Annotated in this window: 21 protein-coding genes; 16 read left to right on the forward strand and 5 right to left on the reverse strand. The window is 65.4% G+C overall.

What is annotated here, in order from left to right; all coding sequences use genetic code 11:
* The first annotated feature begins 107 nt into the window (after positions 1-107).
* The 16 genes from ACE3OO_RS04895 (at position 108) to ACE3OO_RS04970 (ending at position 19,289) form a co-directional block, all read left to right on the forward strand.
* Positions 108-815: a response regulator transcription factor gene (locus ACE3OO_RS04895; RefSeq protein WP_374300323.1), complete on the forward strand. Its 708-nt coding sequence runs from the start codon at positions 108-110 to the stop codon at positions 813-815.
* A 30-nt stretch (positions 816-845) separates the two neighbouring features.
* Entirely contained in the window at positions 846-2,441 is a 1,596-nt protein-coding gene (locus tag ACE3OO_RS04900) for a stimulus-sensing domain-containing protein (RefSeq protein WP_374300325.1), read from the forward strand.
* Between the two features lie 77 nt (positions 2,442-2,518).
* Positions 2,519-2,998: an HPr kinase/phosphorylase gene (locus tag ACE3OO_RS04905; protein WP_374300327.1), complete on the forward strand. Its 480-nt coding sequence runs from the start codon at positions 2,519-2,521 to the stop codon at positions 2,996-2,998.
* Complete coding sequence (gene rapZ, locus ACE3OO_RS04910; protein ID WP_374300329.1) at positions 2,995-3,900, forward strand: RNase adapter RapZ; 906 nt, start codon at positions 2,995-2,997, stop codon at positions 3,898-3,900. Before ACE3OO_RS04905 ends, rapZ begins: the two co-directional genes overlap by 4 nt.
* 51 nt (positions 3,901-3,951) lie before the next feature.
* Entirely contained in the window at positions 3,952-4,359 is a 408-nt protein-coding gene (locus ACE3OO_RS04915; RefSeq protein WP_374300331.1) for a PTS sugar transporter subunit IIA, read from the forward strand.
* Positions 4,359-4,658, forward strand: a complete 300-nt coding sequence (locus ACE3OO_RS04920; protein ID WP_374300333.1) for an HPr family phosphocarrier protein — start codon at positions 4,359-4,361, stop codon at positions 4,656-4,658. The genes ACE3OO_RS04915 and ACE3OO_RS04920 overlap by 1 nt, the downstream gene beginning before the upstream one ends.
* A 118-nt stretch (positions 4,659-4,776) precedes the next feature.
* Positions 4,777-6,171 carry an adenosylhomocysteinase gene (gene ahcY, locus ACE3OO_RS04925; protein ID WP_374300335.1) on the forward strand — a complete coding sequence of 465 codons (1,395 nt, stop codon included), beginning with the start codon at positions 4,777-4,779 and terminating at the stop codon, positions 6,169-6,171.
* A gap of 133 nt (positions 6,172-6,304) precedes the next feature.
* Positions 6,305-8,416, forward strand: coding sequence for a PAS-domain containing protein (locus tag ACE3OO_RS04930; protein WP_374300337.1), 2,112 nt, complete (start codon positions 6,305-6,307; stop codon positions 8,414-8,416).
* A 9-nt stretch (positions 8,417-8,425) separates the two neighbouring features.
* On the forward strand, positions 8,426-8,908 hold the full coding sequence (gene tsaE, locus ACE3OO_RS04935; RefSeq protein WP_374300339.1) for a tRNA (adenosine(37)-N6)-threonylcarbamoyltransferase complex ATPase subunit type 1 TsaE: 483 nt from the start codon (positions 8,426-8,428) through the stop codon (positions 8,906-8,908).
* Positions 8,901-9,914: an aminoglycoside phosphotransferase family protein gene (locus ACE3OO_RS04940; protein ID WP_374300341.1), complete on the forward strand. Its 1,014-nt coding sequence runs from the start codon at positions 8,901-8,903 to the stop codon at positions 9,912-9,914. Before tsaE ends, ACE3OO_RS04940 begins: the two co-directional genes overlap by 8 nt.
* The gene (locus ACE3OO_RS04945) at positions 9,911-10,633 is read left to right on the forward strand and encodes a nucleotidyltransferase family protein (protein WP_374300343.1); all 723 of its coding nucleotides are present in this window, start codon (positions 9,911-9,913) and stop codon (positions 10,631-10,633) included. The genes ACE3OO_RS04940 and ACE3OO_RS04945 overlap by 4 nt, the downstream gene beginning before the upstream one ends.
* On the forward strand, positions 10,623-13,592 hold the full coding sequence (gene addB, locus ACE3OO_RS04950; RefSeq protein ID WP_374300345.1) for a double-strand break repair protein AddB: 2,970 nt from the start codon (positions 10,623-10,625) through the stop codon (positions 13,590-13,592). The genes ACE3OO_RS04945 and addB overlap by 11 nt, the downstream gene beginning before the upstream one ends.
* Complete coding sequence (addA, locus tag ACE3OO_RS04955; RefSeq protein WP_374300347.1) at positions 13,589-17,062, forward strand: double-strand break repair helicase AddA; 3,474 nt, start codon at positions 13,589-13,591, stop codon at positions 17,060-17,062. The genes addB and addA overlap by 4 nt, the downstream gene beginning before the upstream one ends.
* Positions 17,063-17,111: 49 nt before the next feature.
* Positions 17,112-17,882 carry a DUF1223 domain-containing protein gene (locus tag ACE3OO_RS04960; protein ID WP_374300349.1) on the forward strand — a complete coding sequence of 257 codons (771 nt, stop codon included), beginning with the start codon at positions 17,112-17,114 and terminating at the stop codon, positions 17,880-17,882.
* 155 nt (positions 17,883-18,037) lie between these two features.
* Positions 18,038-18,463: a GNAT family N-acetyltransferase gene (locus ACE3OO_RS04965; protein WP_374300351.1), complete on the forward strand. Its 426-nt coding sequence runs from the start codon at positions 18,038-18,040 to the stop codon at positions 18,461-18,463.
* 28 nt (positions 18,464-18,491) lie between these two features.
* Positions 18,492-19,289 carry a hypothetical protein gene (locus ACE3OO_RS04970; RefSeq protein WP_374300353.1) on the forward strand — a complete coding sequence of 266 codons (798 nt, stop codon included), beginning with the start codon at positions 18,492-18,494 and terminating at the stop codon, positions 19,287-19,289.
* Positions 19,290-19,299: 10 nt separating this feature from the next.
* Here the strand turns inward: ACE3OO_RS04970 and htpG are convergent, their stop codons facing one another.
* From htpG to ACE3OO_RS04995, 5 genes are read right to left on the reverse strand one after another with little or no spacing between them, the layout of a single operon-like run.
* On the reverse strand, positions 19,300-21,162 hold the full coding sequence (gene htpG, locus ACE3OO_RS04975) for a molecular chaperone HtpG (RefSeq protein ID WP_374300355.1): 1,863 nt from the start codon (positions 21,160-21,162) through the stop codon (positions 19,300-19,302).
* A 23-nt stretch (positions 21,163-21,185) separates the two neighbouring features.
* Complete coding sequence (locus ACE3OO_RS04980) at positions 21,186-22,328, reverse strand: DUF4340 domain-containing protein (RefSeq protein WP_374300357.1); 1,143 nt, start codon at positions 22,326-22,328, stop codon at positions 21,186-21,188.
* A 25-nt stretch (positions 22,329-22,353) separates the two neighbouring features.
* Positions 22,354-24,288: a Gldg family protein gene (locus tag ACE3OO_RS04985; RefSeq protein WP_374300358.1), complete on the reverse strand. Its 1,935-nt coding sequence runs from the start codon at positions 24,286-24,288 to the stop codon at positions 22,354-22,356.
* A 9-nt stretch (positions 24,289-24,297) separates the two neighbouring features.
* Entirely contained in the window at positions 24,298-25,032 is a 735-nt protein-coding gene (locus ACE3OO_RS04990; protein ID WP_374300360.1) for an ABC transporter permease subunit, read from the reverse strand.
* A 14-nt stretch (positions 25,033-25,046) separates the two neighbouring features.
* Positions 25,047-25,787 carry an ABC transporter ATP-binding protein gene (locus ACE3OO_RS04995; RefSeq protein WP_374300363.1) on the reverse strand — a complete coding sequence of 247 codons (741 nt, stop codon included), beginning with the start codon at positions 25,785-25,787 and terminating at the stop codon, positions 25,047-25,049.
* Between the last annotated feature and the right edge of the window lie 94 nt (positions 25,788-25,881).

Genomic DNA, 25,881 nt, shown 5'->3' on the forward strand with positions numbered 1-25,881 from the left:
CTGGCCTACCCCCTGCAAATCGGCTAGCGGCTTGCTATATAGATGTGACCCCAATCACCGGATTTCCGGGATTTCTCATTCATGTCTCAGGGATTTAGGAATTTGCCGTGAGCGCCACGATCGCCCTGGTCGACGACGACCGCAACATCCTCACCTCGGTATCCATCGCCCTGGAAGCCGAAGGCTATAAGGTCCGCACCTACAATGATGGTGCCGAAGCCCTGCGCCATCTGACCCAGCAAATGCCCGATCTGGTGATCCTGGACATCAAGATGCCGAGGCTGGACGGCATGGAAACGCTCAGCCGTCTGCGTCGCGTCAGCCAGGTGCCGGTGATCTTCCTCACCTCGAAAGACGAGGAGATCGACGAGGTGCTCGGCCTCAAGATGGGGGCCGACGACTACATCACCAAGCCGTTCAGCCAGCGCCTGCTGATCGAGCGCATCAAGGCCGTGCTGCGTCGCGCCGAAGCCAGCAAACCCGGCGCCGAGCAGACGTCGGCCGACAAGATGATCGTGCGCGGCCCGCTGTCGCTCGATCCGGCCCGGCATCGCTGCACGTGGAACGGCGAGGATGTCACGCTGACCGTGACCGAGTTCCTGCTGCTGGAAGCCCTGGCGCAACGGCCCGGCCATGTGAAGAACCGCGACCAGCTTATGGATGCGGCCTATGACGACAACGTGTATGTCGATGACCGCACGATCGACAGCCACATCAAGCGACTGCGCAAGAAGTTCAAGGCCGTCGACGACAACTTCGATGCGATCGAGACTCTCTATGGCGTGGGTTATCGCTTCAAGGAGCAGGCGGCCTGATGTCTGGCCGTCTGCGGCGGGAGCAGACCGGTGAGTGACACCCGCCCGCGGCGGCGACTGATGTCGCCGCTGACCCGCCGCATCCTGCTGATCAATCTGGCCGCACCGATCTCGCTGGTACTGGCGTTCTTCTATCTGGACCAGTTCCGCCTCAGCCTGATCGACAGCCGGCTGACCGCCCTGCGCTATGAGGCAAGCCTGATCGCCGGCGCGCTTGGCGAATCTGCCATCAGCCCCTCGGAACTGGCCCCCGCGCTGGAACCCGAGCTGGCGCGGCAGCTGTTGCGACGCATGTCCGCCCAATCGAGCGCCCGGGCCAGGCTGTTCGACAGCGAGGGCGAGATGATCGCCGACAGCCGATCGCTGCTGGCCGCCGGCCGCGGCGTGATAACCCGCCAGCTCCCGCCGCCCAATATAGACACCCCGTGGGAAAAGGTGCTGATCGGCATCTACGACCGCATCAACGCCCTGTTCATGACAAGGCTTCATCTGCCGAAATATGTCGAATTGCCTTTCACGCATGCCAACGACTATAGCGAGGCACGCAGTGCATTGGCCGGTGACGCGACCGAACAGCTACGCGATCTGGCCAGCGGGCGCATCATGCTGTCGGTTGCCGTGCCGGTGCAGGGGCTGCGCAAGGTGGTTGGCGCATTGATGATGAATGTCGACAGTGCCGAAATCGATGCCCGCGTGCGCGAGGAACGGCTGGGCGTGCTGAAAATCTTCGCCGCCGTCCTTGGCTTCACCGTGCTGGCTTCCCTCTATCTGGCCGGCGCCATCGTGCGGCCGATCCACCGCCTGGCCGAGGCGGCCGAGCGCATCCGCGCCGCCAAGGGCCGGATTGCCCATCTCTCGATCCCGGATTTTTCCCGGCGCCAGGACGAGATCGGCGACCTCTCCAGCGTATTGCGCGCCATGACCGCAGCCTTGTCGCAACGCCTGGACGCCATCGAGCGATTCGCCGCCGATGTGTCGCATGAAATCAAAAATCCGCTCACCTCGCTGCGCAGCGCCATGGAAACCTTTCGCCGCACCGAGAAACCGGAATTGCGCGAGCGGCTGCTGCAGGTGATGCAGGACGATGTCCGTCGCATGGATCGATTGATTACCGATATCTCCGGCGCATCGAGACTCGATGCCGAACTGGCCCGTATCGAGGCTGCGCCCATCGACATCGCCGAAATGTTGCGTTCGGTGGTCAGCACCTATATCGACCGCACCAAGGGCGATATGCCAAAGATCGAGTTGAAGGTGATCGAGCCCGGTCCTTATATGGCGCCGGGTTTCGAGGGGCGCCTGGGTCAGGTGGCACGCAACCTGATCGACAACGCGATCTCCTTCAGCCCGCCCGGCGGCGTGATCAGCGTTGCCGTCCGCCGAGATCCCCGCCATGTGGTCTTCAGCGTCACCGACCAGGGGCCGGGGATCCCGGAGGAAAACCGGGAATCCATCTTCGAGCGGTTTTACAGCGAGCGGCCATCCTCCGAAGCCTTCGGCCTGCATTCCGGCCTTGGCCTTTCGATCGCCCGCCAGATCGTGCAGTCGCTGGGCGGCCAGATTTACGCCGACAACCGCGACGATGGCCAGACCGGCGCCCGCTTCACCGTACGCCTGCCCCTGTAACAAACCGCTAGCCGCCTCCCCGAAGGCCGCGATCGCGTATTGACTCTGCCGGGCCACGAACGGCAGTCTGCGCGGCAATGATCAGACTGCATGCAAGCTGCGTGGCAATAGCGGGCGAGGCGGTATTGCTGCGCGGACCGTCCGGCGCGGGCAAATCCGATCTGGCGCTGCGCCTGATCGATGCCGGCGCGCGCCTGGTGGCCGATGACCAGACGCTGCTGCAGCGACAGGGCAATCGCCTGATCGCCTCGGCGCCGCCGGCCATTCACGGGCAGATCGAAATTCGCGGTCTGGGGCCTGTTGCCATGATCCCGGCACCGCCCACGCCAGTCGCGCTGGCCATCGACCTGGTTGAACCGGCTTTGATGCCGCGCCTGCCCGAACCGCGGTTTGAGTCGCTGCTCGATATTACCGTGCCCGTGCTGGCGCTAGACCCCTTCACGGCCAGTGCCGCCATCAAGGTAAAGCTGGCCTTGGCGCGCGCTGCCGCCGGGCTGCTGTTCGAACCGGCGGAAGCGCGGATGACCGGCACGGCAGGCTCACGGCAAAACGGATGACTGACGCGATTGTCGAGCCTGTTCGCGTTGTCGTCGTCAGCGGATTGTCTGGCGCGGGCAAAACCACCGCGCTCAAGCTGCTGGAGGATTTCGGTTACGAGGCGGTCGACAACCTGCCGATCCTTCTGCTGCGGCGTTTGACGCTGGTGGAGGCGGAAGACAGCGCTACGACGGCCAATCCCACACGACGCGCCATTGCCATCGGAGTCGACAGCCGCACGCGCGATTTCCAGCCCGACCGCGTGATCGCCCTGATCGGCGAACTCAAACAGCGGCCCGACCTGAGCGTTCAGCTGCTGTATTTTGACTGCGAAGACGAAGTCCTGCTCAAGCGCTTCACCGCCACGCGGCGGCGCCATCCCCTGGCGGCCGATCGGCCGGTGGCCGACGGCATCGCCGCCGAGCGGCATCTGATGAAGCCCCTGCTGCTCGAAGCTGACCAGATTTTTGATACCTCCACCGTCACATTGCCCGAATTGCGGCAGCTATTGGCGGCGCAATTCGCGCTGGACGCCCTGCCCGGCCTCAGTATCATGGTGCTCTCGTTCTCCTACAAACTGGGCCTGCCGCGCGAGGCGGATTTGGTGTTCGATGTGCGCTTCCTGCGCAACCCCCATTATGACGACCGCCTTCGCCCGCAAACCGGCACCGATCCGGCTGTGGCGGCCTATGTCGCGGCCGATCCCGGCTATACCGACTTTTTCGCGAAGCTGAACGACATGGTTTCCACCCTGCTGCCGCGCTACGCTGCCGAGGGCAAGCGCTACCTGACCATTGCCATTGGTTGTACCGGCGGGCGGCATCGCTCGGTTGTGGTTGCGGAGGCCCTTGGCCGGCACTTGCGCGAGGCCGGACAACGTGTCGATATCCGGCACCGTGACCGCGACTTGGCGAATGCCTGAGCGGCAATCTCGAGGATCCCCAATGACCGGTATCGCCCCAGGATCGGCTGCATGATCGGCATCGTCGTTGTTACCCATGGCCGCCTGGCCGAGGAATTCATCCATGCCACCGAGCATGTGGTCGGCCCGCAGAAGAACATGCGCGCCGTCTGCATCGGGCCGGATGACGATATGGAGCAGCGCCGCAAGGACATCCTTGCCGCCGTGGCGGCGGTGGAAACCGGCCGCGGCGTGATCGTGCTGACCGACATGTTCGGCGGCACGCCGTCGAACCTCGCCATATCGATCATGGACCAGGCCAAGGTGGAGGTGATCGCCGGCGTCAACCTGCCGATGCTGATCAAACTGGCCAGCGTACGCGCCAAGTCGGATATGGCGACCGCGGTGAATGCCGGCCAGGAAGCCGGCCGCAAGTACATCAACGTCGCCTCCAAGCTGCTGGCAGGGGAATCCGCCTGATGGATGGAACGACCGCCACCGGCGCACCGCTGCGGCAAAGCGTGGTGATTCCGAACCAGCGGGGCCTTCATGCCCGCGCGGCGGCCAAGTTCGTCCAGGTCGTCGCCCGCTTCCCCCAGGCCAAGATCCAGGTTTCCAAGGACGGCCAGACCGTTAACGGGGAATCGATCATGGGCCTGATGATGCTGGCCGGCACCCAGGGCTCCAGCATCGAGATCGCCGCCAGCGGACCCGACGCCCCGGCCGCCATGGCTGCCCTGGTCGAGCTGGTGGAGGGCAAGTTCGGGGAGTCGGAATAACAGCCCCGTAATCCTATATTCCTATATAAAGATTTCTTTATATAAAGCTGGACAGACCCTTTCCGGCCCTGCTATACCGCCGCGCAGTTGTGAAACTGACGAACGCTGGAGCTGCGGAATGAGCGCGGATTACAAGATCAAGGATATCGGTCTCGCCGATTGGGGCCGCAAGGAACTGGACATGGCCGAGACCGAAATGCCCGGTCTGATGGCCATTCGCGAGGAATTCGGCAAGAAGCAGCCCCTGAAGGGCGCGCGCATCGCCGGCTCGCTGCACATGACGATCCAGACCGCGGTGCTGATCGAGACCCTGAAGGCGCTGGGCGCCGATATCCGCTGGGCCTCGTGCAACATCTATTCGACCCAGGATCATGCCGCCGCCGCCATTGCCAAGGCCGGCATCCCGGTCTTTGCCGTGAAGGGCGAGACCCTGGAGGAATACTGGGACTATACCCACAAGATCTTCGAATGGGCCGATGGCGGCACGCCGAACATGATCCTGGACGATGGCGGCGACGCCACCCTGCTGATCCACCTGGGCATGCAGGCCGAGAAGGATCCCTCGGTGATCACCAAGCCGACCAATGAGGAAGAAACCGTCCTCTATGCCGCGATCGCCAAGAAGCTGAAGGAAGCGCCGGGCTGGTATTCCAAGATGGGCACCGCCATCAAGGGCGTGACCGAGGAAACCACCACCGGCGTGCACCGTCTGTATGTGATGGCCAAGGAAGGCCGCCTGCTGTTCCCGGCGATCAACGTGAACGACAGCGTCACCAAGTCGAAGTTCGACAACCTGTATGGCTGCCGCGAAAGCCTGGTCGACGGCATCCGCCGCGGCACCGACGTCATGATGGCCGGCAAGGTCGCCGTGGTTGCCGGTTTCGGCGATGTCGGCAAGGGCTCGGCCGCCAGCCTGCGCAACGCCGGCTGCCGCGTGATGGTCACCGAGATCGATCCGATCTGCGCCCTGCAGGCGGCGATGGAAGGCTATGAAGTCGTCACCATGGAAGAAGCCGCCCCGAAGGGCGACATCTTCGTGACCGCCACCGGCAACGTCGATGTCATCACGCTGGACCACATGCGCCAGATGAAGCACCGCGCCATCGTCTGCAACATCGGCCATTTCGACAGCGAGATCCAGATCGGCGCGCTGAAGAACTACAAGTGGGACAACGTCAAGCCGCAGGTGGACGAAGTTGAATTCCCCGATGGCAAGCGCCTGATCGTGCTGTCGGAAGGCCGCCTGGTCAACCTGGGCAACGCCACCGGCCATCCCAGCTTCGTGATGAGCGCCTCCTTCTCCAACCAGGTTCTGGCGCAGATCGAGTTGTGGACCAATCCGGGCAAATACCAGAAGCAGGTCTACACCCTGCCCAAACATCTGGATGAGAAAGTTGCCAGCCTCCACCTGGCCAAGGTGGGCGCCAAGCTGACCAAGCTGACCAACCAGCAGGCCAAGTATCTCGGCATCGCCGAGACCGGTCCGTTCAAGCCGGATCATTATCGCTACTGATCGGGTTCAGTCCCTTCTGTTCAGCAAAGGCCAGGCCAGGAAATATTCCTGGCCTGGCCTTCATTGTTTTTAACGCCTTGTCTTGGGCCGCCGGGCTGGCCGATAGTGGCGGGATGCAGAGGAATGCGGACCGATGCCGCTGAACGAGACGATCTGGCTTGGCGTTGTCGCCGGGGCCGCCATCGGCCTTGCCGGCTGGCAGGTCCTGCGCAGCCGCCGCCTGTCTGATCAGCTACAGGCCGCACTGGCCGCCTTCGACATGCGCACCGTCGAACGTGACGGCGAACGCAAGGCCAAGGCCGCTCTGCAGGAACAGCTTGCGGCGTTGCAGGCCGAGCACGAACGCCAGAATATCGAGATATCGACCCTGCGCCGCACCGAGGCCGAGGCCAAGGCCCTGCTGGATGCCGCGCCCTTCCCGATCTGGCGCCGCGATAGCAATGGCCGTCTGGTCTGGGTGAATGCCCGTTATGCCCAACTGGCCGAGACCGATGCCGAGGATACCGTAAAGCGCGGCCTTGAACTGGCCTCCGCGCATGACCTCGACCAGCCGCGCGAGCTGGCCAGGGCCGCGCTGACCGCCAATGCCCTGCAAATGCAGGAGCGGCGCTTCGTCGCCGAAGGCGACCGCCGCAATTATCGCATTTTCGAACTGCCGGCCGGTGGCGGCACGCTTGGCTTCGGCCAGGACATCACGCCGGAGGCCGATGCACGCGGCCAGCTGCGCCGCCATATGGAAGCCCATATGGAGGTGCTGCGCACCATCTCCACCGCCACAGCGATATATGGCCCTGACAAGAAACTGCTGATCTGGAACCGGGCCTATGCGCGGCTATGGCAACTGGACGAAGCCTGGCTCGAAACCCGACCGACCTTTGGCGAGGTGCTGGAACAGCTGCGCGCCGAACGCCGCCTGCCCGAGCAGATCGACTGGCAGGCGTACAAGCGCGCTCAGTTGTCGCTGTTCACGACCGTCATCGAGCGGCAGGAGGAGCTGATCCACCTGCCCGACGGTTCGACCCTGCGGCTGGTGATCAGCGCCTATCCCTCCGGCGGCCTGCTGTTCGCCTATGACGACGTGACCCGGCAACTGACGCTGGAACGCGCCACCAACACCATGATCGCCGTCCAGCGCGCCACCCTGGACAACCTCTACGAGGCAGTCGTTGTCTATGGTTCGGATGGCCGCCTGTCGCTGTATAACCGTGCCTTCGCCCAGCTCTGGCAGATCGACCCCGATCTGCTGAACCGCCACCCTCACATCACCGAGGTGCTGGAGGCGGCCCGACCGCTGATGCAGCGCGGGCCCGACTGGAGCCAGATGCGCGAACGGCTGGTCGACAGTTTCGCCAGCCGCAAGGCCGGCCGCGGCAGGCTGGAACGCGGCGATGGCGCAGTGATCGATTACGCGTCGGTGCCGCTGCCCGACGGCGCGGTTCTGTATACCTATCTCGATGTCAGCGCCAGCATCCGCATCGAGCGCGCCCTGCGCGAACGCAACGAAGCGCTGGAACGCACAGACCGCATGAACGCGGCCTTCATCAGCAACATCACGCATGACCTGCGTTCGCCGCTGGGCACGCTGATCAGCATGACGGAAGTTCTGGCCCAGGGCATCCTCGGCCCGATGAATGCGCGGCAGGAAGAATATTGCAGCGACATCATGAAAACCTCGCGCGACCTGCTGCGCCTGCTGGATGACATCATCGCCATCGCCACCATCGAGGTCGGCCAGATGGCGCTGGAACCCACCGCGATCAGGCTCGATGCCCTGTGGCGCGAGGATGCCGCCCAATGGCAGGAGCTGGCCGAACGGCGCGCCATTATGCTCGACCTGCCCGACCTGGTACCCGACACCGTCATCACCGGCGACAGCCAGCGCCTGCGCCAGGCGCTGGACAGCGTCATGGCCGCCGCCCTGGATGGCACGCCGCAAGGCGGCCGCGTCGTGATCCAGGTGGCCCGCGATGGCGATGCCCGCCTGGGTCTGCGCATCGAATGCCACAGCGGGGGCCTGAGTCCCGTGCAGCCGCGTCAGGTCTTTGCCGATCTGGTCGACATTGCCGACCGGCGGCGCGCCAAGACCAATCTTTCGCTGATCGTGGCCCGCGGCCTGTTCGACCTGCACGGTGCCAGCCTGCGGCAGGATGCGACCGCGGACGGCGCGCAGGCGGTGGAAATCCTGCTGCCCTGCCGCACGCCCGAGGCCGAGCGCCAGATTGCGGCGCTTTCCGCCCGTCAGTAGAGTGCCGGCATGCCCGTGATTCGCAGTCTGACGCTGCCCGACGAAGCGGCCACCGCCGCATTGGCGGCCGGCCTTGCCCCATTGTTGCGGCCGGGCGATGCCTTGCTGCTCGACGGTCCGCTGGGTGCCGGCAAGACCAGCTTTGCCCGCGCCCTGATCCGCAGCCTGTGCGGCGCAGGCACGGAAGTCCCCAGTCCGAGTTTCAACATCGTGCTGACCTACGATGCCCCGCAAGGCACAGTGTGGCATTTCGATCTGTATCGCATCGCCGACCCGCGCGAACTGGACGAGCTTGGCCTTGATGAAGCCCTGCAGGATGGCATCGCACTGATCGAATGGCCCGACCGGCTGGGTGAACATCCGCCATCCGGCGCCCTGACCCTGCGGCTTGCCGCACTCGACACCCCGCCTACTGCCCGCCGCGCCGACCTGATCGGCAATGCGGAATGGGCCGCCCGTCTATCCTCGCTTCCGGTTTCCGCTCATGTCTGATCGCGCCGCGCTGTCCCATGGTTTCCTTGTCCAGGCCGGCTGGGGCACAGCCAGCCGCGCGCAACTGGCCGGTGATGCCTCCTTCCGCAAATACGAGCGCCTGCGGCTGAACAACCAGCCGGCGGTATTGATGGATGCACCGCCGCCGCATGAAGATGTCCGCCCTTTTCTGAAGATCGCCCGCCTGCTGCTGCAGCTTGGCTACAGCGCGCCGCGCATACTGGCCGAGGATGCAGACCATGGCTTCCTGCTGCTGGAAGATCTGGGCGACGATCTCTATGCCCGCCTGATCCGTCAGGGCAGCGCCGAACTGCCGCTTTATGAAGCCGCCGTGGATTTCCTGCTCGATCTGCATCGTCATGCCGCGCCGGCCGATCTGGCGCCCTATGATGAAGCGAGGCTGATCGACGAAACAGCCCTGTTCACCGACTGGTATCTGCCGGCCCGCACCGGGCGCGATACGCCGGAAACCCAGCGCCGTGAATTCCAGGTGCTGTGGCAGGCTCTGGCCCCGGAAGTCTGCCAGCCGCAACGCATCCTGGTGTTGCGCGACTTCCATGCCGAAAACCTGATCTGGTTGCCGCAGCGCAGCGGCGCGGCCCGCGTCGGCCTGCTGGATTTCCAGGATGCCGTGGCCGGCCATCCGGCCTATGACCTCGTTTCGCTGCTGGAAGATGCCCGCCGCGATGTTGCACCCGAGCTGGCCGAGGCCATGCTGCAGCGCTATATCGCCGGCAGCGGCTTTGATGCGGCCAGCTTCCGCCGCGCCTATGCCATCCTGGGCGCCCAGCGCAACCTGCGCATCATCGGCATTTTCACCCGCCTGTGGAAACGCGACGGCAAGCCGCATTACCAGGCTTTCATGCCGCGCATGTGGCGCCTGGTGGAACGCGATCTGGCTCATCCCGCGCTGGCCGATCTGCGCCGCTGGATCGATGAAACCGTGCCGACGGACCTGCGTTGCACACCTTTGCCGGGCGCACCGGCTTTCAGCCTTGCCTCATGATCGCCCTGCCCGAAACCGCGATGGTTCTGGCCGCCGGGTACGGCACCCGGTTGCGACCGCTGACCGATCGCATGCCGAAACCCCTGATCCCGGTGGCGGGCCGAAGCCTGCTGGACCGCTGCCTGGATCGCCTGGTCGAGGCTGGTGTGAAACACGCCGTGGTCAATATCCACTGGCTTGGCATCCAGATCCGCGATCATCTGGCCCAGCGCGGCGACATCGCCATCACGATCTCGGATGAAAGCGAGCTGCTGCTGGAAACCGGTGGCGGTATCGCCAAGGCCCTGCCGCTGCTGGGCGGGGCGCCGTTCTTCGCCGTCAATGCCGACCTGATCTGGCGCGACGAGGCCGAGCCGGCATTGCTGCGACTGGCACAGGCATTCGATCCGGCACACATGGATGCCCTGCTGCTTCTGCAACCGCGCGAAAAGGCCACTGGTCACGCCGGACCGGGCGATTTCGCGATGGCTGGCGATGGCCGTCTGGCGCGCCGTGGCGACCAGCCGACCGCACCTTATGTCTTCACCGGCGTACAGATTTTGCAGCCGCGCCTGTTCCGCGATGTGCCGGCCGGACCATTTTCACTGAACCTGATCTACGACCGTGCCATCGCCAGCGGCCGCCTGTACGGCCTGCCACATCGCGGGTTGTGGCTGGATGTCGGCAACCATGACGGCCTCGCAACAGCCGAAGCCCTGCTTGGCGGCCATGACGACTGACCCCGCTGTATTCACCATCGCGCCGGGCCGGCCGTTTCTCGACCTGCTCGCCGCCGGCGTGTTGCAGCGTTGGGGAAAAGACCCGGTCGGACTTTCCCGCATCACCATCCTGTTGCCCACCCGGCGCGCCTGCCGTGCGTTGAGCGAGGCATTCCTGCGCCTGAGCGACGGCGCCGCGCTGCTGCTGCCCCGGATCCGGCCGCTCGGCGATATCGACGAGGATGAGCTTGAGCTGCGCGGCATTGGCGATGGTGGCGAGGACGCCCAGCCGTTTTCCGCGCTGGACCGCAGCCTGCTGCTGGCCCGGCTGGTCCTGGCTTCGCCACTGGCCGGCAACGACCCTGCGAATGCCCTGCGGCTGGCGCGCGAACTCGGCCATCTGCTCGACACCGTGGCCACCGAGGAAACCACGCTCGACAAGCTGCCCGATCTGGTGCCGCTGGAACTCGCCGGCCACTGGCAGCAGACGCTCGACTTCCTGCAGGTGATCCGCCAGGCATGGCCCGCCATCAAGGCCGAACAGGGCCGATTGGATACGGCCGAATACCGCCAGCGTCTGACCCAGCGCTGGATCGAACATTGGCAGGCCAACCCACCCGCCGATCCGGTGATCGCCGCCGGCTCCACCGGCACCATCCCGGCCACGGCACGACTGCTGAAACTGGTGGCGCGCCTGCCGCAGGGGGCCGTGGTATTACCCGGCCTGGATACCGGCCTCGACGACGCGGCCTGGCAGGGCGCACGCGACGAACCGACCCATCCCCAGCATGCGCTGGCACATCTGCTGGATGGCATGGGCGTGCTGCGCGGCGAGGTCAGGCCATGGCCTGCGGCGGATGGCGATACCTCCACCGAGATCGCGCGGGCCGCGCTGCTGTCGGCCGCCCTGCTGCCACCTGGCGAAACCCATCGCTGGCGCGGCCTGTCGGCAGGCATCGCGACAAACGCTTTCCAGAATCTGCAGCGTATTGAAGCGCCGGGCCCACGCGAGGAAGCGCTGACCATTGCGCTGGCCATGCGCGAGACCCTGGAACAGCCTGGCCGTACGGCCGCCCTGATCACCCCCGACCGCATGCTGGCCCGCCGGGTGGCCGCCGAGCTTGCCCGCTACGACATCGGGGTGGATGATTCCGCCGGCCAGCCTCTGGGCCAGACGCCACCGGCCGTGTTCCTGCGCCTGATCGCCGAGGCTGTGGCACAGGATTTCAGGGCCGTTGCCCTGCTGGCCCTGCTCAAGCATCCCTTCTGCCGGCTGGGCATGGCACGTCAGGACCTGCTGCGCTGGACGCGACAGGTCGAGCGCAGGGCCCTGCGCCGCAGTCATCCCGGGCAAGGCATCGAAGCACTCGCCATCTTGCTGGCCGACCATGCCGATCTGCTGCCACCGCTGGCACGACTGCAATCGGCCTTGTCACCGCTGGCGGATTTGATGTCGCAGGATTCGGCAGACCTGCATGACGTGCTGACTGCACAAATCGATGCGGCCGAAATGCTGTCGCGGGCCACGGAAGACGAACAGCAGAGCCTGTGGCAGCATGAGGATGGCGAGGCGCTGCACGACCTGATTACCGAGTTACTGAAGGCCGCGCCGCAATTCGGCGCGCTGGCGCCCGCCAGCTGGCCGCGCCTGCTGGACGCCCTGCTGGAAGGCCAGATGGTGCGTCCGCGTTATGGCCGGCATCCGCGCCTGTTCATCTGGGGCTTGCTGGAGGCGCGGCTGCAGCATGCCGACCGCATCATCCTCGGCGGCCTCAACGAAGGCACCTGGCCGCCGCAAGCCAAGGAAGATCCCTGGCTGAGCCGCCCGATGCGCCAGCATCTGGGTCTCAGTGCGCCGGAGCGCCGGCTGGGCCAGACCGCACAGGATTTCGTGCAGGCTGCCTGCAGCCGCGAGGTGATCCTGACCCGCGCCGCCAAGGTGGACGGCACACCCACCGTGCCGGCGCGCTGGCTGCTGCGGCTGGACGCCCTGCTGAAAGACGATCCGCGCTGGCAGGCGACATTGGCGCCGCACTATCTCGCCTGGGCCGAATTGCTCGATCGCCCGGCAACCACGATCCGCCTCGACCCGCCGCGCCCGACACCGCCGCTGGAGGCGCGACCGCGCGAGCTGTATGTCACGGCCATCGAGACCTGGGTGCGCGACCCCTATGCCCTTTATGCCCGCCGCGTGCTTGGCCTGCGCCGGCTCGATCCGCCCGACCAGCCGCCCGATGCGCGGCTGCGCGGCGAGGTGATCCATGCCGTGCTGGAACGTTTTCTCGCCAGTCATGCCGAAGCATTGCCTGATGATGCGACGGCCTTGCGCACCTTGCTTGATCTCGGCCGGACGGAATTCGGCGACTGGCTGAAACAACCCGAGATCGCCGCGCTATGGTGGCCGCGATTTGAACGTGCCATGCGCTGGTTCCTGATCCATGAACGCGAACGACGGATGGCCGGCTTCCGCCCGGCACTGCTGGAACGTGAGGGCGGCTATGCCATCGCGACGCCGGGCGGCCCCTTCACATTGAAGGCCAAGGCCGATCGCATCGACCGCAATGCCGGCGACGGCCGCCTTGCCATCCTGGATTACAAGACCGGCCGGCCACCCTCGCCCAGGCAGGTGCAGACCGGCCTGTCGCCGCAATTGGCACTGGAAGCCGCGATCGCCCGGCATGGCGGCTTCGAGGGACTCGCCCCGTCGGAGATAGCCGAACTGGCCTACATCCGGCTTGGCGGCGGCGATCCGCCGGGCGAAGCCAGGCGCATCGAGGGCACGAGCCGCACACCGATGCCGGGACCAGACGACCTGGCCGCCGAGGCGCTGGCCCGTTTGCAGAACTGGGTGGCCAGGTTCGATGACCCGGCCATGCCATACCTGTCGCGGCCGCGGCCGCAATTCATCGATTACGCCGGCGACTACGATCATCTGGCCCGCGTGGCCGAACGCGCCGAGAGTGGCGGAGAAGACGCATGAGCGAGCTTCACGCCCACCAGACCAACCAGCGCGTCGCCGCCGATCCCAATCTGTCGGCCTGGGTGGCGGCCAATGCCGGATCGGGCAAGACCCGCGTGCTGGTCGACCGCGTCACCCGCCTGCTGCTGATGGGCACGCGGCCTAGCGGCATTCTCTGCCTCACCTTCACCAAGGCCGCCGCCGCCGAAATGGCCCTGCGCCTGACCGAGCGCCTGGGCAAGTGGACCACGCTGGACGATGCATCCCTGAAGGCGGACCTGTTCGAATTGCTGGGCCAGCAGGTGAGCGAAGCCGATATCGCCGCGGCCCGGAAGCTGTTTGCCCATACGCTGGAATCACCCGGCGGCCTGCGGCTGCAGACCGTGCATGCCTTCTGCGAGGCCTTGCTGAAACGCTTCCCCGTCGAGGCCGGCGTGCCGCCGGGCTTTGCCGTCGCCGATGAAGCCGCGACCAGGGAACTCTTCGCTGTGGCGCGCGACCGCGTTCTGGGCGACAGCCTGAACGATGCGGATTTCGCTCCGGTGGTCCGCTTTTTCGCCGAGCGGGTGGACGACAGCCGTTTTGGCAACCTGATCAAGGCCCTGCTCGGCAAGCGGCGCGACCTCGGCCTGCTGTTGCAGGCCCATGGCGATGCCGCGGCTGCGTCCGGGGCGCTCTATGCGCAGCTTGGCCTGCCGCCCGATGCCACGCGGGAGGGCATGATCGGCGAGCATATCGCCGGCATGGCACTGGCCGATCTGCGCCGCGCCGTCGACGCGCTGACACAGGGCGGCACGAATGATCGCAAGCTGGGCGAACCGCTGGCCGGCTGGCTGGCCGCCGGCGCCGCCGCCGAACGCTTCGAGGCGGAATGGATGGCGTCTTTCTTCACCCAGAAAGGCGAACCGCGCAGCAACCTTGCCAGCAAGGCGGCGCAGAAGCTCGACGCGGCCTGCGTCGATACCCTGAAACAGGAACAGGATCGCCTGATCACCCTGCAGCAGCAGCTCAATGCCGTGGCCATCGCCGAGGCCACATCCATGCTGCTGCGGCTGGGCGAACGGCTGCTGGAAGCGTATGGCGCGCTGAAAACCGCCTACGGCCTGCTGGATTACGACGACCTGATCCTGAAAAGCCGTGACCTCCTGGTGGAACCCAGTCGGGTTCCCTGGGTGATGTTCAAGCTGGATCAGGGCATCGACCATATCCTGGTCGATGAAGCGCAGGATACCAGCCCTGACCAGTGGTCGGTGGTGGCCGCTTTGGCCGAGGAATTTTTCAGCGGCACCGGCGCGCGCGACGGACTGCGTCGCACGATTTTCGCCGTCGGCGACGTCAAGCAGTCGATCTACAGCTTTCAGGGTGCGCGACCACAGGCCTTCCTCGACATGCGCAGCGATTTCCGCCGCCGCGCCGAGGCCGTGGGCGAACAGCTGCATCCGGTGCCGCTGGAAATGTCGTTCCGTTCGGCCCCCGCCGTGTTGCAGCTGGTGGATGCCGTCTTCGCGCAGGAAGCCGCGCGCCCGGGCGTGGTGGAAGACCGGCCGCTGCATCACAAGGCCAAACGCGCGAATGAGGCCGGGCGGATCGAGATCTGGCCGCCATTCAGGCCCGATCCGAAGGCGCAGAGCGAACCCTGGGACGCCCCGCTGGATTATGTCGGCCAGAAGGATCCGCGCGTGCGGCTGGCGGAAACCATCGCGACCCGGATCCGCCACTGGATCGACCATGAAGATCTGCCCGCCCTGGGGCGCCGCATTCAGCCGGGCGACGTGATGATCCTGGTGCGTCGGCGCAACGTGTTTTTCGAGGCGATGGTGCAGGCGCTGAAAAACGCCAATGTGCCGGTGGCCGGCGCCGACCGCATGATCCTGGCCGAGCAGGTGGCGGTGCTCGACCTGCTGGCGCTGGGCGCATTCTGCCTGTTGCCGGAGGACGACCTCACGCTGGCCACCGTGCTGAAGGGCCCGCTGTTCAATTTCAGCGAAGACGATCTTTTCAAGCTGTGCTGGCAACGGCAGGAAGCCCGCCTGTGGCACGAATTGCTGCGCCGGGCCCATGAGCAGCCGCATTGGCAGGCGGCCAGCGACGAGCTGCACCATCTGCTCAATCGCGCCGATCTGGTGCCGCCCTTCGCCTTCTACGGCGCGATGCTGGGTGCCGGCGGTGGACGCCGGCGGCTGATCGCGCGGCTGGGAAGCCAGGCGAATGAGCCGATTGATGAATTCCTGAGCGCCACATTGTCCTATGAGCGCGAAGCCGCGCCCAGCCTGCAGGGCTTCCTGGCCTGGTTCCCGCAGCATGCCGGCGAGATCAAGCGCGACCTCGATCAGGGCCGCAATGAAGTCCGCGTCCTGACCGTGCATGGCGCCAAGGGCCTGGAAGCGCCGGTGGTGATCCTGCCCGATTGCTGCGACCTGCCGCAGGAGCGCGACGGCGAAGGCCTGCTCTGGGGTGAAGCGCCACAACCGCCGCGCCGGCCGGTGATGGGTGGCCCGCGCGCCGCGCAGGCCGTGCCGCAACTCTACTGGCCGATGCGCAAGGACAGCGACACGGCGTTGACTGCCGCCCTGCGCAATGCCCGTCGCGCCGAGCAGATGGCGGAATATCGACGCCTGCTGTATGTGGCGCTGACGCGCGCGCGCGACCGGCTATATGTCTGCGGCTATCTCAATGGCAAGACGGCGGAGAACGGCCCGCCGACGGGTAGCTGGTATGACCTGATTGTTGGCGGTTTCGCCGCGCTCCAGCCGCAGCAGGCCATCGCCCTGCCCTGGGGCGAGGAAGGTCTGCGCTACGAAACCTACCCCGAGCAGCGCGCGGCTCCGGCGACAGCGGCCAGCGCGCCACAGGGTTTTGCGCCGCCCGCCTGGCTGCATCGCCTGCCACCGCCGGAACCCGCGCCGCCGCGGCCGCTTACGCCGTCGCGGCCGAGCAAGGCTGAGCCACCGCCGCTGAGTCCAACCGCGCCGGATCGCCTGGCCGGACTGGCACGCGGCAAGCTGATCCATCGCCTGCTGCAAACCCTGCCCGACCTGCCGGATTCACAGCGCGCCGCCGCGGCCGCGCGCTACCTTGCTCATCCCATGCACGGCCTGGCGCCGCAGGCGCAGGCCGAGATCGCGACCGAGGTGCTGGCCGTTCTGACGGATACGACCTTTGCCCCGGTATTCGCATCCGGCGCGCAGGTCGAGGCGCCGCTGGTCGGTCGACTGGGCAAACGGCTGGTGACAGGGCAGATCGATCGCCTGCTGGTAACCGATGCCGCCGTGCTGGTGGTGGATTTCAAGACCAACCGGCCACCGCCGACCAATCCGGAAGAGGTCGATCCCGCCTATCTGGATCAAATGGCGCTGTATCGCGGATTATTGCAGGCGATTTTCCCGGATCGTCCGGTGCGGGCCGCCCTGCTGTGGACTTATGCGCCGCGATTGATGCCGCTGCCCGCCGCCCTGCTGGACCGGCGGCTGGCAAATTTCACCGCAACGTGACTGGTCGGACCGCGACCGAATGCCTAGTTTGACCGGCATGAGAAGAGGAATGCGATACTGGCTCTCGGCCATGCTGGTTGCCTTGCTGCCACTGGCCGCCGGCCAGCCGGCCCGGGGACAGACGGCCCAAGGGCAGACAGCTCCGGCACAGATGGCTGCACAGACGCAATTGGTGGTACTGGAACTGTTCACCAGCCAGGGCTGCAATTCCTGCCCGCCCGCCGATGCGCTGATGACCGAATGGATGAAGCAGCCCGGCGTGCTGCCGATCTCGCTGCATGTCGATTACTGGGACTATCTCGGCTGGAAGGATACGCTGAGCCGCAAGGGCCATAATATCCGCCAGCAGGATTACGCCCGTGGCATTGGCAATCGCCAGGTCTATACACCGCAGGTGGTGATCGACGGGCAGTTCCAGGCCGTGGGTTCAAACCGCGAGGCGATCGAGACAGCTCTGGTCAAAGCCCGCAAACAGCAGCATGTGCCGCTGCGCACGGAGCGCGGCAAGACCAAAGGCTGGCAGATCGTGCTGCCCGACATGCCAAACTGGCAGGGTGAAGCCAAGCTGCTGCTCTGTCGTTACGACCGCCAGCATGACGTGACGATAGAACGCGGCGAAAATCATGGCCGCACGCTGAGCTATCTGAATGTTGCCCGCGCCTGGAACGAATTCGGCCGCTGGAACGGCCAGACCGCGCGTTACGACGTACCCGATCTGGACGACACCGACTGGAGCCGGCAGGGTGCCGTTGTCATGCTGCAGATGCTCAATGCCGGCGCGAACGGGCCGATCATCGGTGCCGTCGACCTCAAACCCTAGAGGTCGCCCCGGCTGCCCCTGCGGCAGTCGTTGACAGCCCCGCTCCCCCGCCCGAAGCTGGATATAGGAAGCAGGGAGTCGCCAGAAGGGAGCCCCCCAATGCAGATCGTCACGGGCCAGTGATTCGATGTTTGTGATTCGATGTTGGTGATTCGATGCCGGTAATCCAGCGGATCGAACATCGCATGCGCCTGGCCGATCGCAACGATCTGCCACGCCTGATAGAGATTGCGCAGGCCACTTTGGCTGATGCGGCCAAACTCGATTTCCGTTCCCTGCAGCATGAGCAGACGTTGTTCGTCGCCGAATGGCGCACCGCCATCGACGGCTTCGCAGTGTTCCTGCCCCTGCAGGAAAGCCTGCTGGTGCACCGCCTGGCGGTGGCGGAAGACGCGCGCGGACGCGGCCTGGGTGGCTGGATGCTGGATGTGGCCGGCCATCATGCCCGCCAGCTCGGCCTGCAGGCCGTGGAGGTGCAACGCGCCATCGAGGAACGCGACAGCATCGCCTGGTTGCAGCGACGCGGCTTCAGCCCGATGCCCCATGGCGGCAATCGACTCTATCTGCGCCGCCCGGCCTGAGAACCAGAAAACCATAAAGGGGAAACCGATGTCCGAGACGAAACCCGCCCTGCTGCCGTCCAGCACCATCCTGATGCTGCGCGATGGACCTGCCGGGCTGGAGGTGTTCATGGTCAAGCGCCATCACGCCATCGACTTCGCTTCCGGCGCCATGGTGTTCCCTGGCGGCAAGCTGGCCAGCGGCGACAGCGACCCGGTGCTGCAGGGCCGACATGCCCGGCCCGGCCGCTTCGATCCGGCATTGACGCCGTTCGCCTTCGGCGCGATCCGCGAGGCATTCGAGGAATCCGGCCTGTTGCTGGCCCGCCCCAAGGGAGATGGCAAGCTGCTCTCCGCCGAGCGCGCGGCCGCGCTGGAAAGCTGGCGTGAACCACTCAACCGCGGCGACAAGTCGCTGCGCGACATGGCCGAGGCCGAGACGCTGGATTACGCGCTGGACTGCATGGTGCCGTTCGCGCACTGGATCACGCCCGAGGTGATGCCCAAGCGCTTTGATACCTGGTTTTTCCTGGCCCGTGCCCCGGAAGGACAAATCGGCGCCCATGACGGCAGTGAGTCGGTGGATTCCGAATGGATCGCGCCACAGGCGGCGCTGGATGCCTGGGAAGCCAAGACCCGCACCATCGTCTTCGCCACCCGGATGCAACTGGTGAAACTGGCCCGCGCGCGCAGTGTGGATGACGCCCTGGCCCAGGCGGCACAGACGCCCATCGTCGACGTGATGCCGGTGCTCGACAAGGAAAGCTTCGCCGAGCCGCATCTGCGCATCCCGGCCGAGGCCGGTTATGGCGTGACGGAAGTTCCGCTCAGCCGCGTCGGAATGTAGACGGCAAGGTCTACAGCGCCTTCTCCATGACCCGCGCCAGCCGCTGGGCGAAGCCGGCCGGATCGGCCAGCGGTTCGCCTTCCACCAGTCGCGCCTGATCGAGCAGCAACTGGGCCGCGTCAGCCAGCGCATCCATCGCGCCCGGCTGCTGCGCCCGCGCCGCCAGCGCCTTGATCAGCGCATGGCCCGGATTGATCTCAAGGATGCGCGCGCTGCTCTTGTCCAGTTTCTGGTGCATGCGCAGCAGGCGTTCCAGGTGCATGTCCATGTCGCCATCGGCAGCCACCAGACAAACCGCGCTATCGGTGAGACGCTTGGATTCCCGCACATCCTTCACCGCATCACCCAGAGCCTGTTTCAGCGCCGCGATCAGCGTACCGAGCGACGCGCCTTCAAGCTTGTCGCCGCCCTCCGGCTTGGATTCAACCGTATCCGGCACGGCATCCAGGTCGGCGCCGGCCCGGGTCGCCGACTTGACCGGCTTGCCTACATAATCCTGCACAACCGAAAGCCAGAAATCGTCAACCGGATCGGTCAGCAGCAGCACCTCCACGCCCTTGGCGCGGAACCCTTCCAGCTGGGGGCTGCGCTTGAGCTGGTCGAGCTGGTCGCCGTTGATCACGTAGATCGCGGCCTGGCCCTCTTTCATCGCCGCGACGTAGTCATCAAGCGACACCCAGCCTTCGCGCGCCGACGAGCGGAAACGCGCCAGCTTCAGGATTTGCGCGCGATGCTCGGCATCCTCATAGATGCCTTCTTTCAGCACCGCGCCGAAATTTTCCCAGAAAGACGCATAGGCGGTCGCATCCTTCTCCGCCTTCTTCTCCAGTTCTGTCAGTACGCGTCGCGTGATCGCCTGACGGATACGCGCCACCACCGGATTATTCTGCAGCATCTCGCGGCTGACATTGAGCGGCAGATCGGCGGAATCGACCACGCCACGCAGGAATCGCAGCCAGGCCGGAACCAGCTCCTCGCAGCGATCGGTAATGAACACGCGCCGCACATAGAGCTTCAGCGCCGACTTGCGGGCCGGATCAAACAGGTCGTGCGGCCGCATGCCCGGCACAAACAGGAGCAGGCTATAATCCAGCTTGCCCTCGGCCCGGGCATGCAGCGTGAGCCAGGGTTCGTCGAAGGCATGGGCGACGTGGTGATAGAAATCCTTGTATTGCTGCTCGGTGACTTCGGATTTCGGCCGCGACCACAGCGCGCTGGCGGCATTCAGCGTTTCAGGTTTGCCGTCTTCGTGCAGCACCACCGGCAGGGCAATATGATCGGAGTAAGTCCTGACGATCTGCCGCAGCCGCATGGGGTCGAGGAACTCGTCCTCGCCTTCGCGCAGATGCAGCAGGATGGTGGTGCCACGGCCTTCGCGCTCGGCCTCACCCACACTGAACTGCCCCGAACCATCGGAAACCCAGCGCCAGGCCTGGGCCTCGCCGGCCTTGCGCGAGATCACCTCCACCTTGCCGGCCACCATGAAGGCGGAATAGAAACCGACGCCGAACTGGCCGATCAGGGCCATGTCCCTGGCGCTGTCGCCGCTCAGCGATGAAACGAATTCCCCGGTGCCTGACCGCGCGATGGTGCCCAGATTGGCGATCAGCTCGTCGCGACCCATCCCGATGCCGTTGTCGGCAATGCTCAAGCACCGGTTCGCCTTGTCGACTGCGATGGTGACTTTCAGTTCGGTGTCGCCTGCCCACAGATCCGGGTTCGTCTGCGCGGCGAAGCGCAGTTTGTCGCAGGCATCCGAGGCATTGGAGATCAGCTCGCGAAGGAAAATTTCCTTCTGGCTGTACAGGGCATGGGTGACGATATGCAGCAGCCGCGTCACCTCGGCCTGGAAATGCATGGTCTGGTCGGTCATCTCCACACCTCCCGTCTGATGCCTTATCCCTTCTTGTCGTCCTTCTTTTCCGGCTCGATCAGGTCAGCCAGCTTCCGCGTCAGGTCACGCACGGCCGATTCCGGAACCAGATAGGCCCAGCCGGCCATCCGCCGCGTGGCGGCATTGATCTGCTTTTCCGCCTCTTCCGGCGCCAGAAGATCCTTGTTCCCGGCATCGGGCTTGGCCAGGGCGGCATCGTGGCTTGCCGTGATGGTGATCCAGCCCTTCTTGCCGTCTTCGGCCGGAATGGTTTTCACCACCGCCTTCACGCCATCCAGCGTGACGATTTCGGTAACCGTGGCCTTGGCAAAATCATGCTCGCTGTCCTTGGCGACGTCGTCGAAGGCCAGATAGGCCAGCGCCCCGGCCACGGCATTCACGTCATAGGCCGAGGCCACCTTCATTCCCTTGGGCAGATCGGCCGGCACGAAGTCCACGGACGAACCATCGGTCTTGCCAGGCCCGCGGGCTATGCGCAGCACGCTGCCATCGGGATGGGTGACGGTGACCGAAGCGACACGGGCCCGGTCGATCTTGATCAGGTCCTTCACCAGCCACTGCACCGGATCGGCCGGCAGTTCGAGAATGCCCTGCGCCAGCCAGGCGCGCGCCTCCTCGGGTTTGCGCACATGCACCTGCCCCGGCTTGCCGCCAACCGGATAGCTCTTGGTCTTGCCGACAATCACCGCGGCGATCGACTTGGCATCCGGATCAACCAGGCGGACCAGGATCGGGCCCGGATCGGATTTCGAGGCATCGTCGGCCGGCTGGTATTTCTCGGGATCGGAAACCTGCAGACGATCGTAATGCTCGGGCTTGTCCGTGCGCGGCTCGACGGTTTCCAGCCCGGCGATGCCCAGCACATTCTTGCGCACCAGATCGGCCCGTACCGGATAATCGTTGCGGCTTGGCATCGTCCAGTGCTCGGCGTCGGCGCCGCGCTCGATGCGGAACAGGGCCTTGGGTGTGGAGATTTCCAGCGAGGCGACGTCGTTGACCTTGGCCATCAGGCCGGGCAACAGCGGCCTGGGCGTGAAATCGGCTTCGGTGGCACGATCCCGCGAGGTGGCCAGCCACCAGCCGACGCCACCCAGCACGACCGCCGCCGTCACCAGGATCGCCCAGCTCTTGTTACGCATCTGCATCGCCATACTCCCTAACGGAAAGAGATCAGCCTTCAAGGGCGCGCCGGATACGCCGGCGGCGCCAGGCGATCGCCAGGCCAACCGCCACCAGGGCGGCCAGCAGCGGCATCAGGCCGATATTGATGAACTTGACCAGCAATTGCAGGCCCTCGATGTCGCGGTTCAGCTCGCGCTGCACGCCGCGCAATTCGCGCCGGGTATTGAGCAGGTCGTCGCGGAAGGCGTCCATGGCCGCCTGCTGCTCGGCGCTGAGCAGGGCGTTGGACTGCTCCTGGCTCTTCGACTGCATGTCGGCCAGCTTCTTCTGCGTGTCGCTGAGCTTCTGTTCCAGCGCCTTCTGGCGGGCGAGGAACTGCTGCTCGGCCTGGCGGCGCATGTTGTCGATCAGCTCGAACGGCCGCTGCGACTTGCCGCGGCTGCGCAGGCCGATCAGATCGCCCGAGCCCGACATGTTGTCGATGGCATTGACCAGGAAATCGGCATTGGCGGCGATCGGCACATAGAGGTTCTGGCCGAACATCTGCTGATTGCGCACCCAGAAGCGGTCGTCCAGCAGATCGGCATCGCTCACCAGCAGCACGTTGATCGGCTTGGCGCTCTCCATCACCTGCGCGGCCGGAGCCGGCTGCCCATCCTTCTTGTCAGCCGCCTGTTTGTCGGAGGAGGGCGCACCATTCGGGAAGGCCGTCTTGGCCGGGCCACTGATGCGCGCCGCCAGCGTATAGGTCTCGCCCGCGGGCTTGAACTTCTCGGCCAGGGCCTGCGGGTTCGGATCGCCCTGCAGGTCGTTGACATCCATCAGCATCGCCTGGTTCGACGAGGTGATCAGCGGGGTGAGCGTGGTGGCCGCGCCTTCCAGCTTGCGGATCGCGCCCATCGAGGCGGCATTGATCTGCGTGAGCTCGGCGGTGACGACATCCTGCTGGCTCAGGCGGTCGCCCGGGATGGCCAGCCAGGGAATGTAATCGACCACGGCGGCCGGGCCGCTGCGGCCGGTCTGCACGCGCTGGGCCAGCGTCAGGTCGGCAACGAACTTGCCGGGCACCACTTCGACGCCCCAGGCCTTGAACAAGTCGGGCAGCAGCGACGACTGGTCGCCGCCCGGCGGCATCGGCTGCCCGGTCATCGGGTTGGGCATCGCCGCCATGGTTTCGGAATAGGGATCGGCGAACACGATCAGCCGGCCGCCCTTCAGCACGAACTGGTCGACGGCATACTGCGCCTGCGGCGACAGATCCTTGGGATGGGCCAGGACCAGCACGGAGAGCTTGTCGTCGATCTCTTCCGGCTTGGTGGCATCCAGCATCTTCACGTCGAAGAACTGCTTGATCTGGTCAAGGATCAGATAAGGCTGCGACTGGCCGCGCATCGCCGCCATCATCCCGCCCGGGCCGAATTCCAGCGGCAGGCTGCCGAGGATGCCGACGGTGGGTTTCTTCGGATTGCTGAGGCCGTAGACCAGCTTGGTCAGATCGTATTCCAGGAACTGCTCTTTCTCGGCCTGGAAGAAGGGAATGCTCTGCTGCTGGTCCAGCGTGTTGCTGGCGACCAGGCCGAAATAGAACTGCCCGCCCGGCAGATTGATTCCCTGCAGGCCGGCCTGCACGGCGCGGTCCTCGGCCTCGGTGAAGGGCTCGGGGTCGATCACCTCCAGCCGCAGCTTGCCGCCCGACAGCGCTGCATAGCGTTCCAGCAACTCGCGCACACGGATGCCGTACTGCTTCAGTTGCGGCGCACTGCCGGCCAGCTTGTCGGAAAAGAAGAAGCGCAGCGTGATCGGCTCGGGGATCGTCTTCAGCACGTTGCGCGTGCCGTCAGACAGCGTGTAGAGCCGCGCCTGCGTCAGGTCTATGCGGGTGTCGCGCAGACCCTGGTTGACGATGATGTTGACCGCGAAGAACACCGCGAAGGCGGCGATCAGTCCGGTGCCGGTGAGAAGGGCTTTGCTGCCGGTTTTCATGCTGCGACCTCAGCCCGCTTTCTTGAAATCGACGACAATCGCGGTGGCATAGAGCCAGACCACGATCAGGGAGACGAAGAACACCAGATCGCGCAGATCGATCACGCCTTCGGTGATGGCATTGAAATGCCCCAGGAAGCTGAAGGAGGCGATGGTGTCGACCACCAGCGACGGCGCCCAGCCCTGGAAGAAGCTCAGCACCATCGGCGCGCCCGAAACCGTGAAGATGAAGCAGACCAGCACGGCCACCACGAAGGCGATCACCTGATTCTTGGTCACGGCCGACATGCAGCTGCCGATCGCCAGATAGGCACCGGCCATCAGCAGGCTGCCGATATAGCCGGCCAGGATCACGCCGTTATCGGGCGAGCCGAGCCAGTTGACGGTGAGCCAAAGCGGGAAGGTCAGCGCCAGCGCAATGCCGGCGAAGGCCCAGGCGGCGAGGAACTTGCCCGCCACCGCGGCCCAGAGCGGGATCGGCAGCGTGAGCAGCAGCTCGATCGTGCCGGCCTTGCGTTCCTCTGCCCACAGCCGCATGGCGATGGCCGGCAGGAAGAACAGGTAAAGCCAGGGGTGGAACAGGAAGAAGGCCTTCAGGTCGGCCTGGCCGCGTTCGAAGAACTGGCCGAGATAGAAGGTGAAGATGCCGGCGGTGAACAGGAACACCACGATGAAGACATAGGCCACCGGGGTGGCGAAATAGCCAGCGATTTCGCGGCGAAAGACAGCGAGCATGGGTTTCATGGCGAGTATCCTGGTCAGGCCGCGCGGGCTTGCGTCACTTGGCGGAAAGCGGCATCGAGTTTGCCCGGCGCGGCGAGGATGTCGCCGATGCGCCAGCCGGCGCTGCCTTCCGGCCGCCCCTCGGCCACGATGCGGCCCCGGGCGATCACGATGGCGCGGCTGCACACCGCTTCCACTTCTTCAAGGATATGGGTGGAGATGATGATCGCCTTGTCGCGCGACATGGCCTGGATCAGTCCGCGCACCTCGTGCTTCTGGTTCGGATCGAGGCCGTCGGTCGGCTCGTCCAGCACCAGCACCGGCGGATCATGCAGGATCGCCTGGGCCAGACCGACACGGCGTTTGTAGCCTTTGGACAGGGTGTCGATCGGCTGGTCCAGCACATCCTTGATGTTGACCTGATCGATCACCTTGTCGAGCCGCCAGTCGCGGTCCTTGCCGTTCATGCCGCGCACATCGGCGATGAAATCGAGGAACCCGCGCGCCGTCATGTCGGCATAGCTGGGCGCGCCCTCGGGCAGGTAGCCGATGCTGGCCTTGGCCGCCAGCGGATCGGCCTCCACATCATGACCACAAACCGAAATGCTGCCCGCGGTGGGGTTCAGGAACCCGCACAGCATTTTCATGGTGGTGGATTTGCCGGCACCGTTGGGGCCCAGGAAGCCGAGCACCTCGCCTTTGGCGACACTGAAACTGATATGGTCGACAGCGGTGAACGGACCGAATTGCTTGACCAGATTTTTTATGTCGATCATCGTCTTACTGCATCCCCTGCCCGCCCGGGCCGACTCCCGTCCCGCGGCGCCCGCTAGATAAGAGTTTCCATGCCCCAGGTTCAAGCCCCCCATG

Origin of the sequence: Ferrovibrio sp. (genome assembly GCF_041906005.1) — a bacterium.
Taxonomy (GTDB): domain Bacteria; phylum Pseudomonadota; class Alphaproteobacteria; order Ferrovibrionales; family Ferrovibrionaceae; genus Ferrovibrio.

Excerpts from the sequence above, each read along its gene's own strand:
- ACE3OO_RS04920 (WP_374300333.1), top strand. The coding sequence starts at position 4,359 with ATGGATGGAACGACCGCCACCGGCGCACCGCTGCGGCAAAGCGTGGTG.
- ACE3OO_RS04930 (WP_374300337.1), top strand. The coding sequence starts at position 6,305 with ATGCCGCTGAACGAGACGATCTGGCTTGGCGTTGTCGCCGGGGCCGCC.
- ACE3OO_RS04965 (WP_374300351.1), top strand. The coding sequence starts at position 18,038 with ATGCCGGTAATCCAGCGGATCGAACATCGCATGCGCCTGGCCGATCGC.
- ACE3OO_RS04940 (WP_374300341.1), top strand. The coding sequence starts at position 8,901 with ATGTCTGATCGCGCCGCGCTGTCCCATGGTTTCCTTGTCCAGGCCGGC.
- htpG (WP_374300355.1), bottom strand. The coding sequence starts at position 21,162 with ATGACCGACCAGACCATGCATTTCCAGGCCGAGGTGACGCGGCTGCTG.
- ahcY (WP_374300335.1), top strand. The coding sequence starts at position 4,777 with ATGAGCGCGGATTACAAGATCAAGGATATCGGTCTCGCCGATTGGGGC.
- ACE3OO_RS04960 (WP_374300349.1), top strand. The coding sequence starts at position 17,112 with ATGCGATACTGGCTCTCGGCCATGCTGGTTGCCTTGCTGCCACTGGCC.
- ACE3OO_RS04995 (WP_374300363.1), bottom strand. The coding sequence starts at position 25,787 with ATGATCGACATAAAAAATCTGGTCAAGCAATTCGGTCCGTTCACCGCT.
- ACE3OO_RS04990 (WP_374300360.1), bottom strand. The coding sequence starts at position 25,032 with ATGAAACCCATGCTCGCTGTCTTTCGCCGCGAAATCGCTGGCTATTTC.
- rapZ (WP_374300329.1), top strand. The coding sequence starts at position 2,995 with ATGACTGACGCGATTGTCGAGCCTGTTCGCGTTGTCGTCGTCAGCGGA.
- addA (WP_374300347.1), top strand. The coding sequence starts at position 13,589 with ATGAGCGAGCTTCACGCCCACCAGACCAACCAGCGCGTCGCCGCCGAT.
- ACE3OO_RS04970 (WP_374300353.1), top strand. The coding sequence starts at position 18,492 with ATGTCCGAGACGAAACCCGCCCTGCTGCCGTCCAGCACCATCCTGATG.
- addB (WP_374300345.1), top strand. The coding sequence starts at position 10,623 with ATGACGACTGACCCCGCTGTATTCACCATCGCGCCGGGCCGGCCGTTT.
- ACE3OO_RS04985 (WP_374300358.1), bottom strand. The coding sequence starts at position 24,288 with ATGAAAACCGGCAGCAAAGCCCTTCTCACCGGCACCGGACTGATCGCC.
- ACE3OO_RS04905 (WP_374300327.1), top strand. The coding sequence starts at position 2,519 with ATGATCAGACTGCATGCAAGCTGCGTGGCAATAGCGGGCGAGGCGGTA.
- ACE3OO_RS04980 (WP_374300357.1), bottom strand. The coding sequence starts at position 22,328 with ATGCAGATGCGTAACAAGAGCTGGGCGATCCTGGTGACGGCGGCGGTC.
- tsaE (WP_374300339.1), top strand. The coding sequence starts at position 8,426 with ATGCCCGTGATTCGCAGTCTGACGCTGCCCGACGAAGCGGCCACCGCC.
- ACE3OO_RS04945 (WP_374300343.1), top strand. The coding sequence starts at position 9,911 with ATGATCGCCCTGCCCGAAACCGCGATGGTTCTGGCCGCCGGGTACGGC.
- ACE3OO_RS04915 (WP_374300331.1), top strand. The coding sequence starts at position 3,952 with ATGATCGGCATCGTCGTTGTTACCCATGGCCGCCTGGCCGAGGAATTC.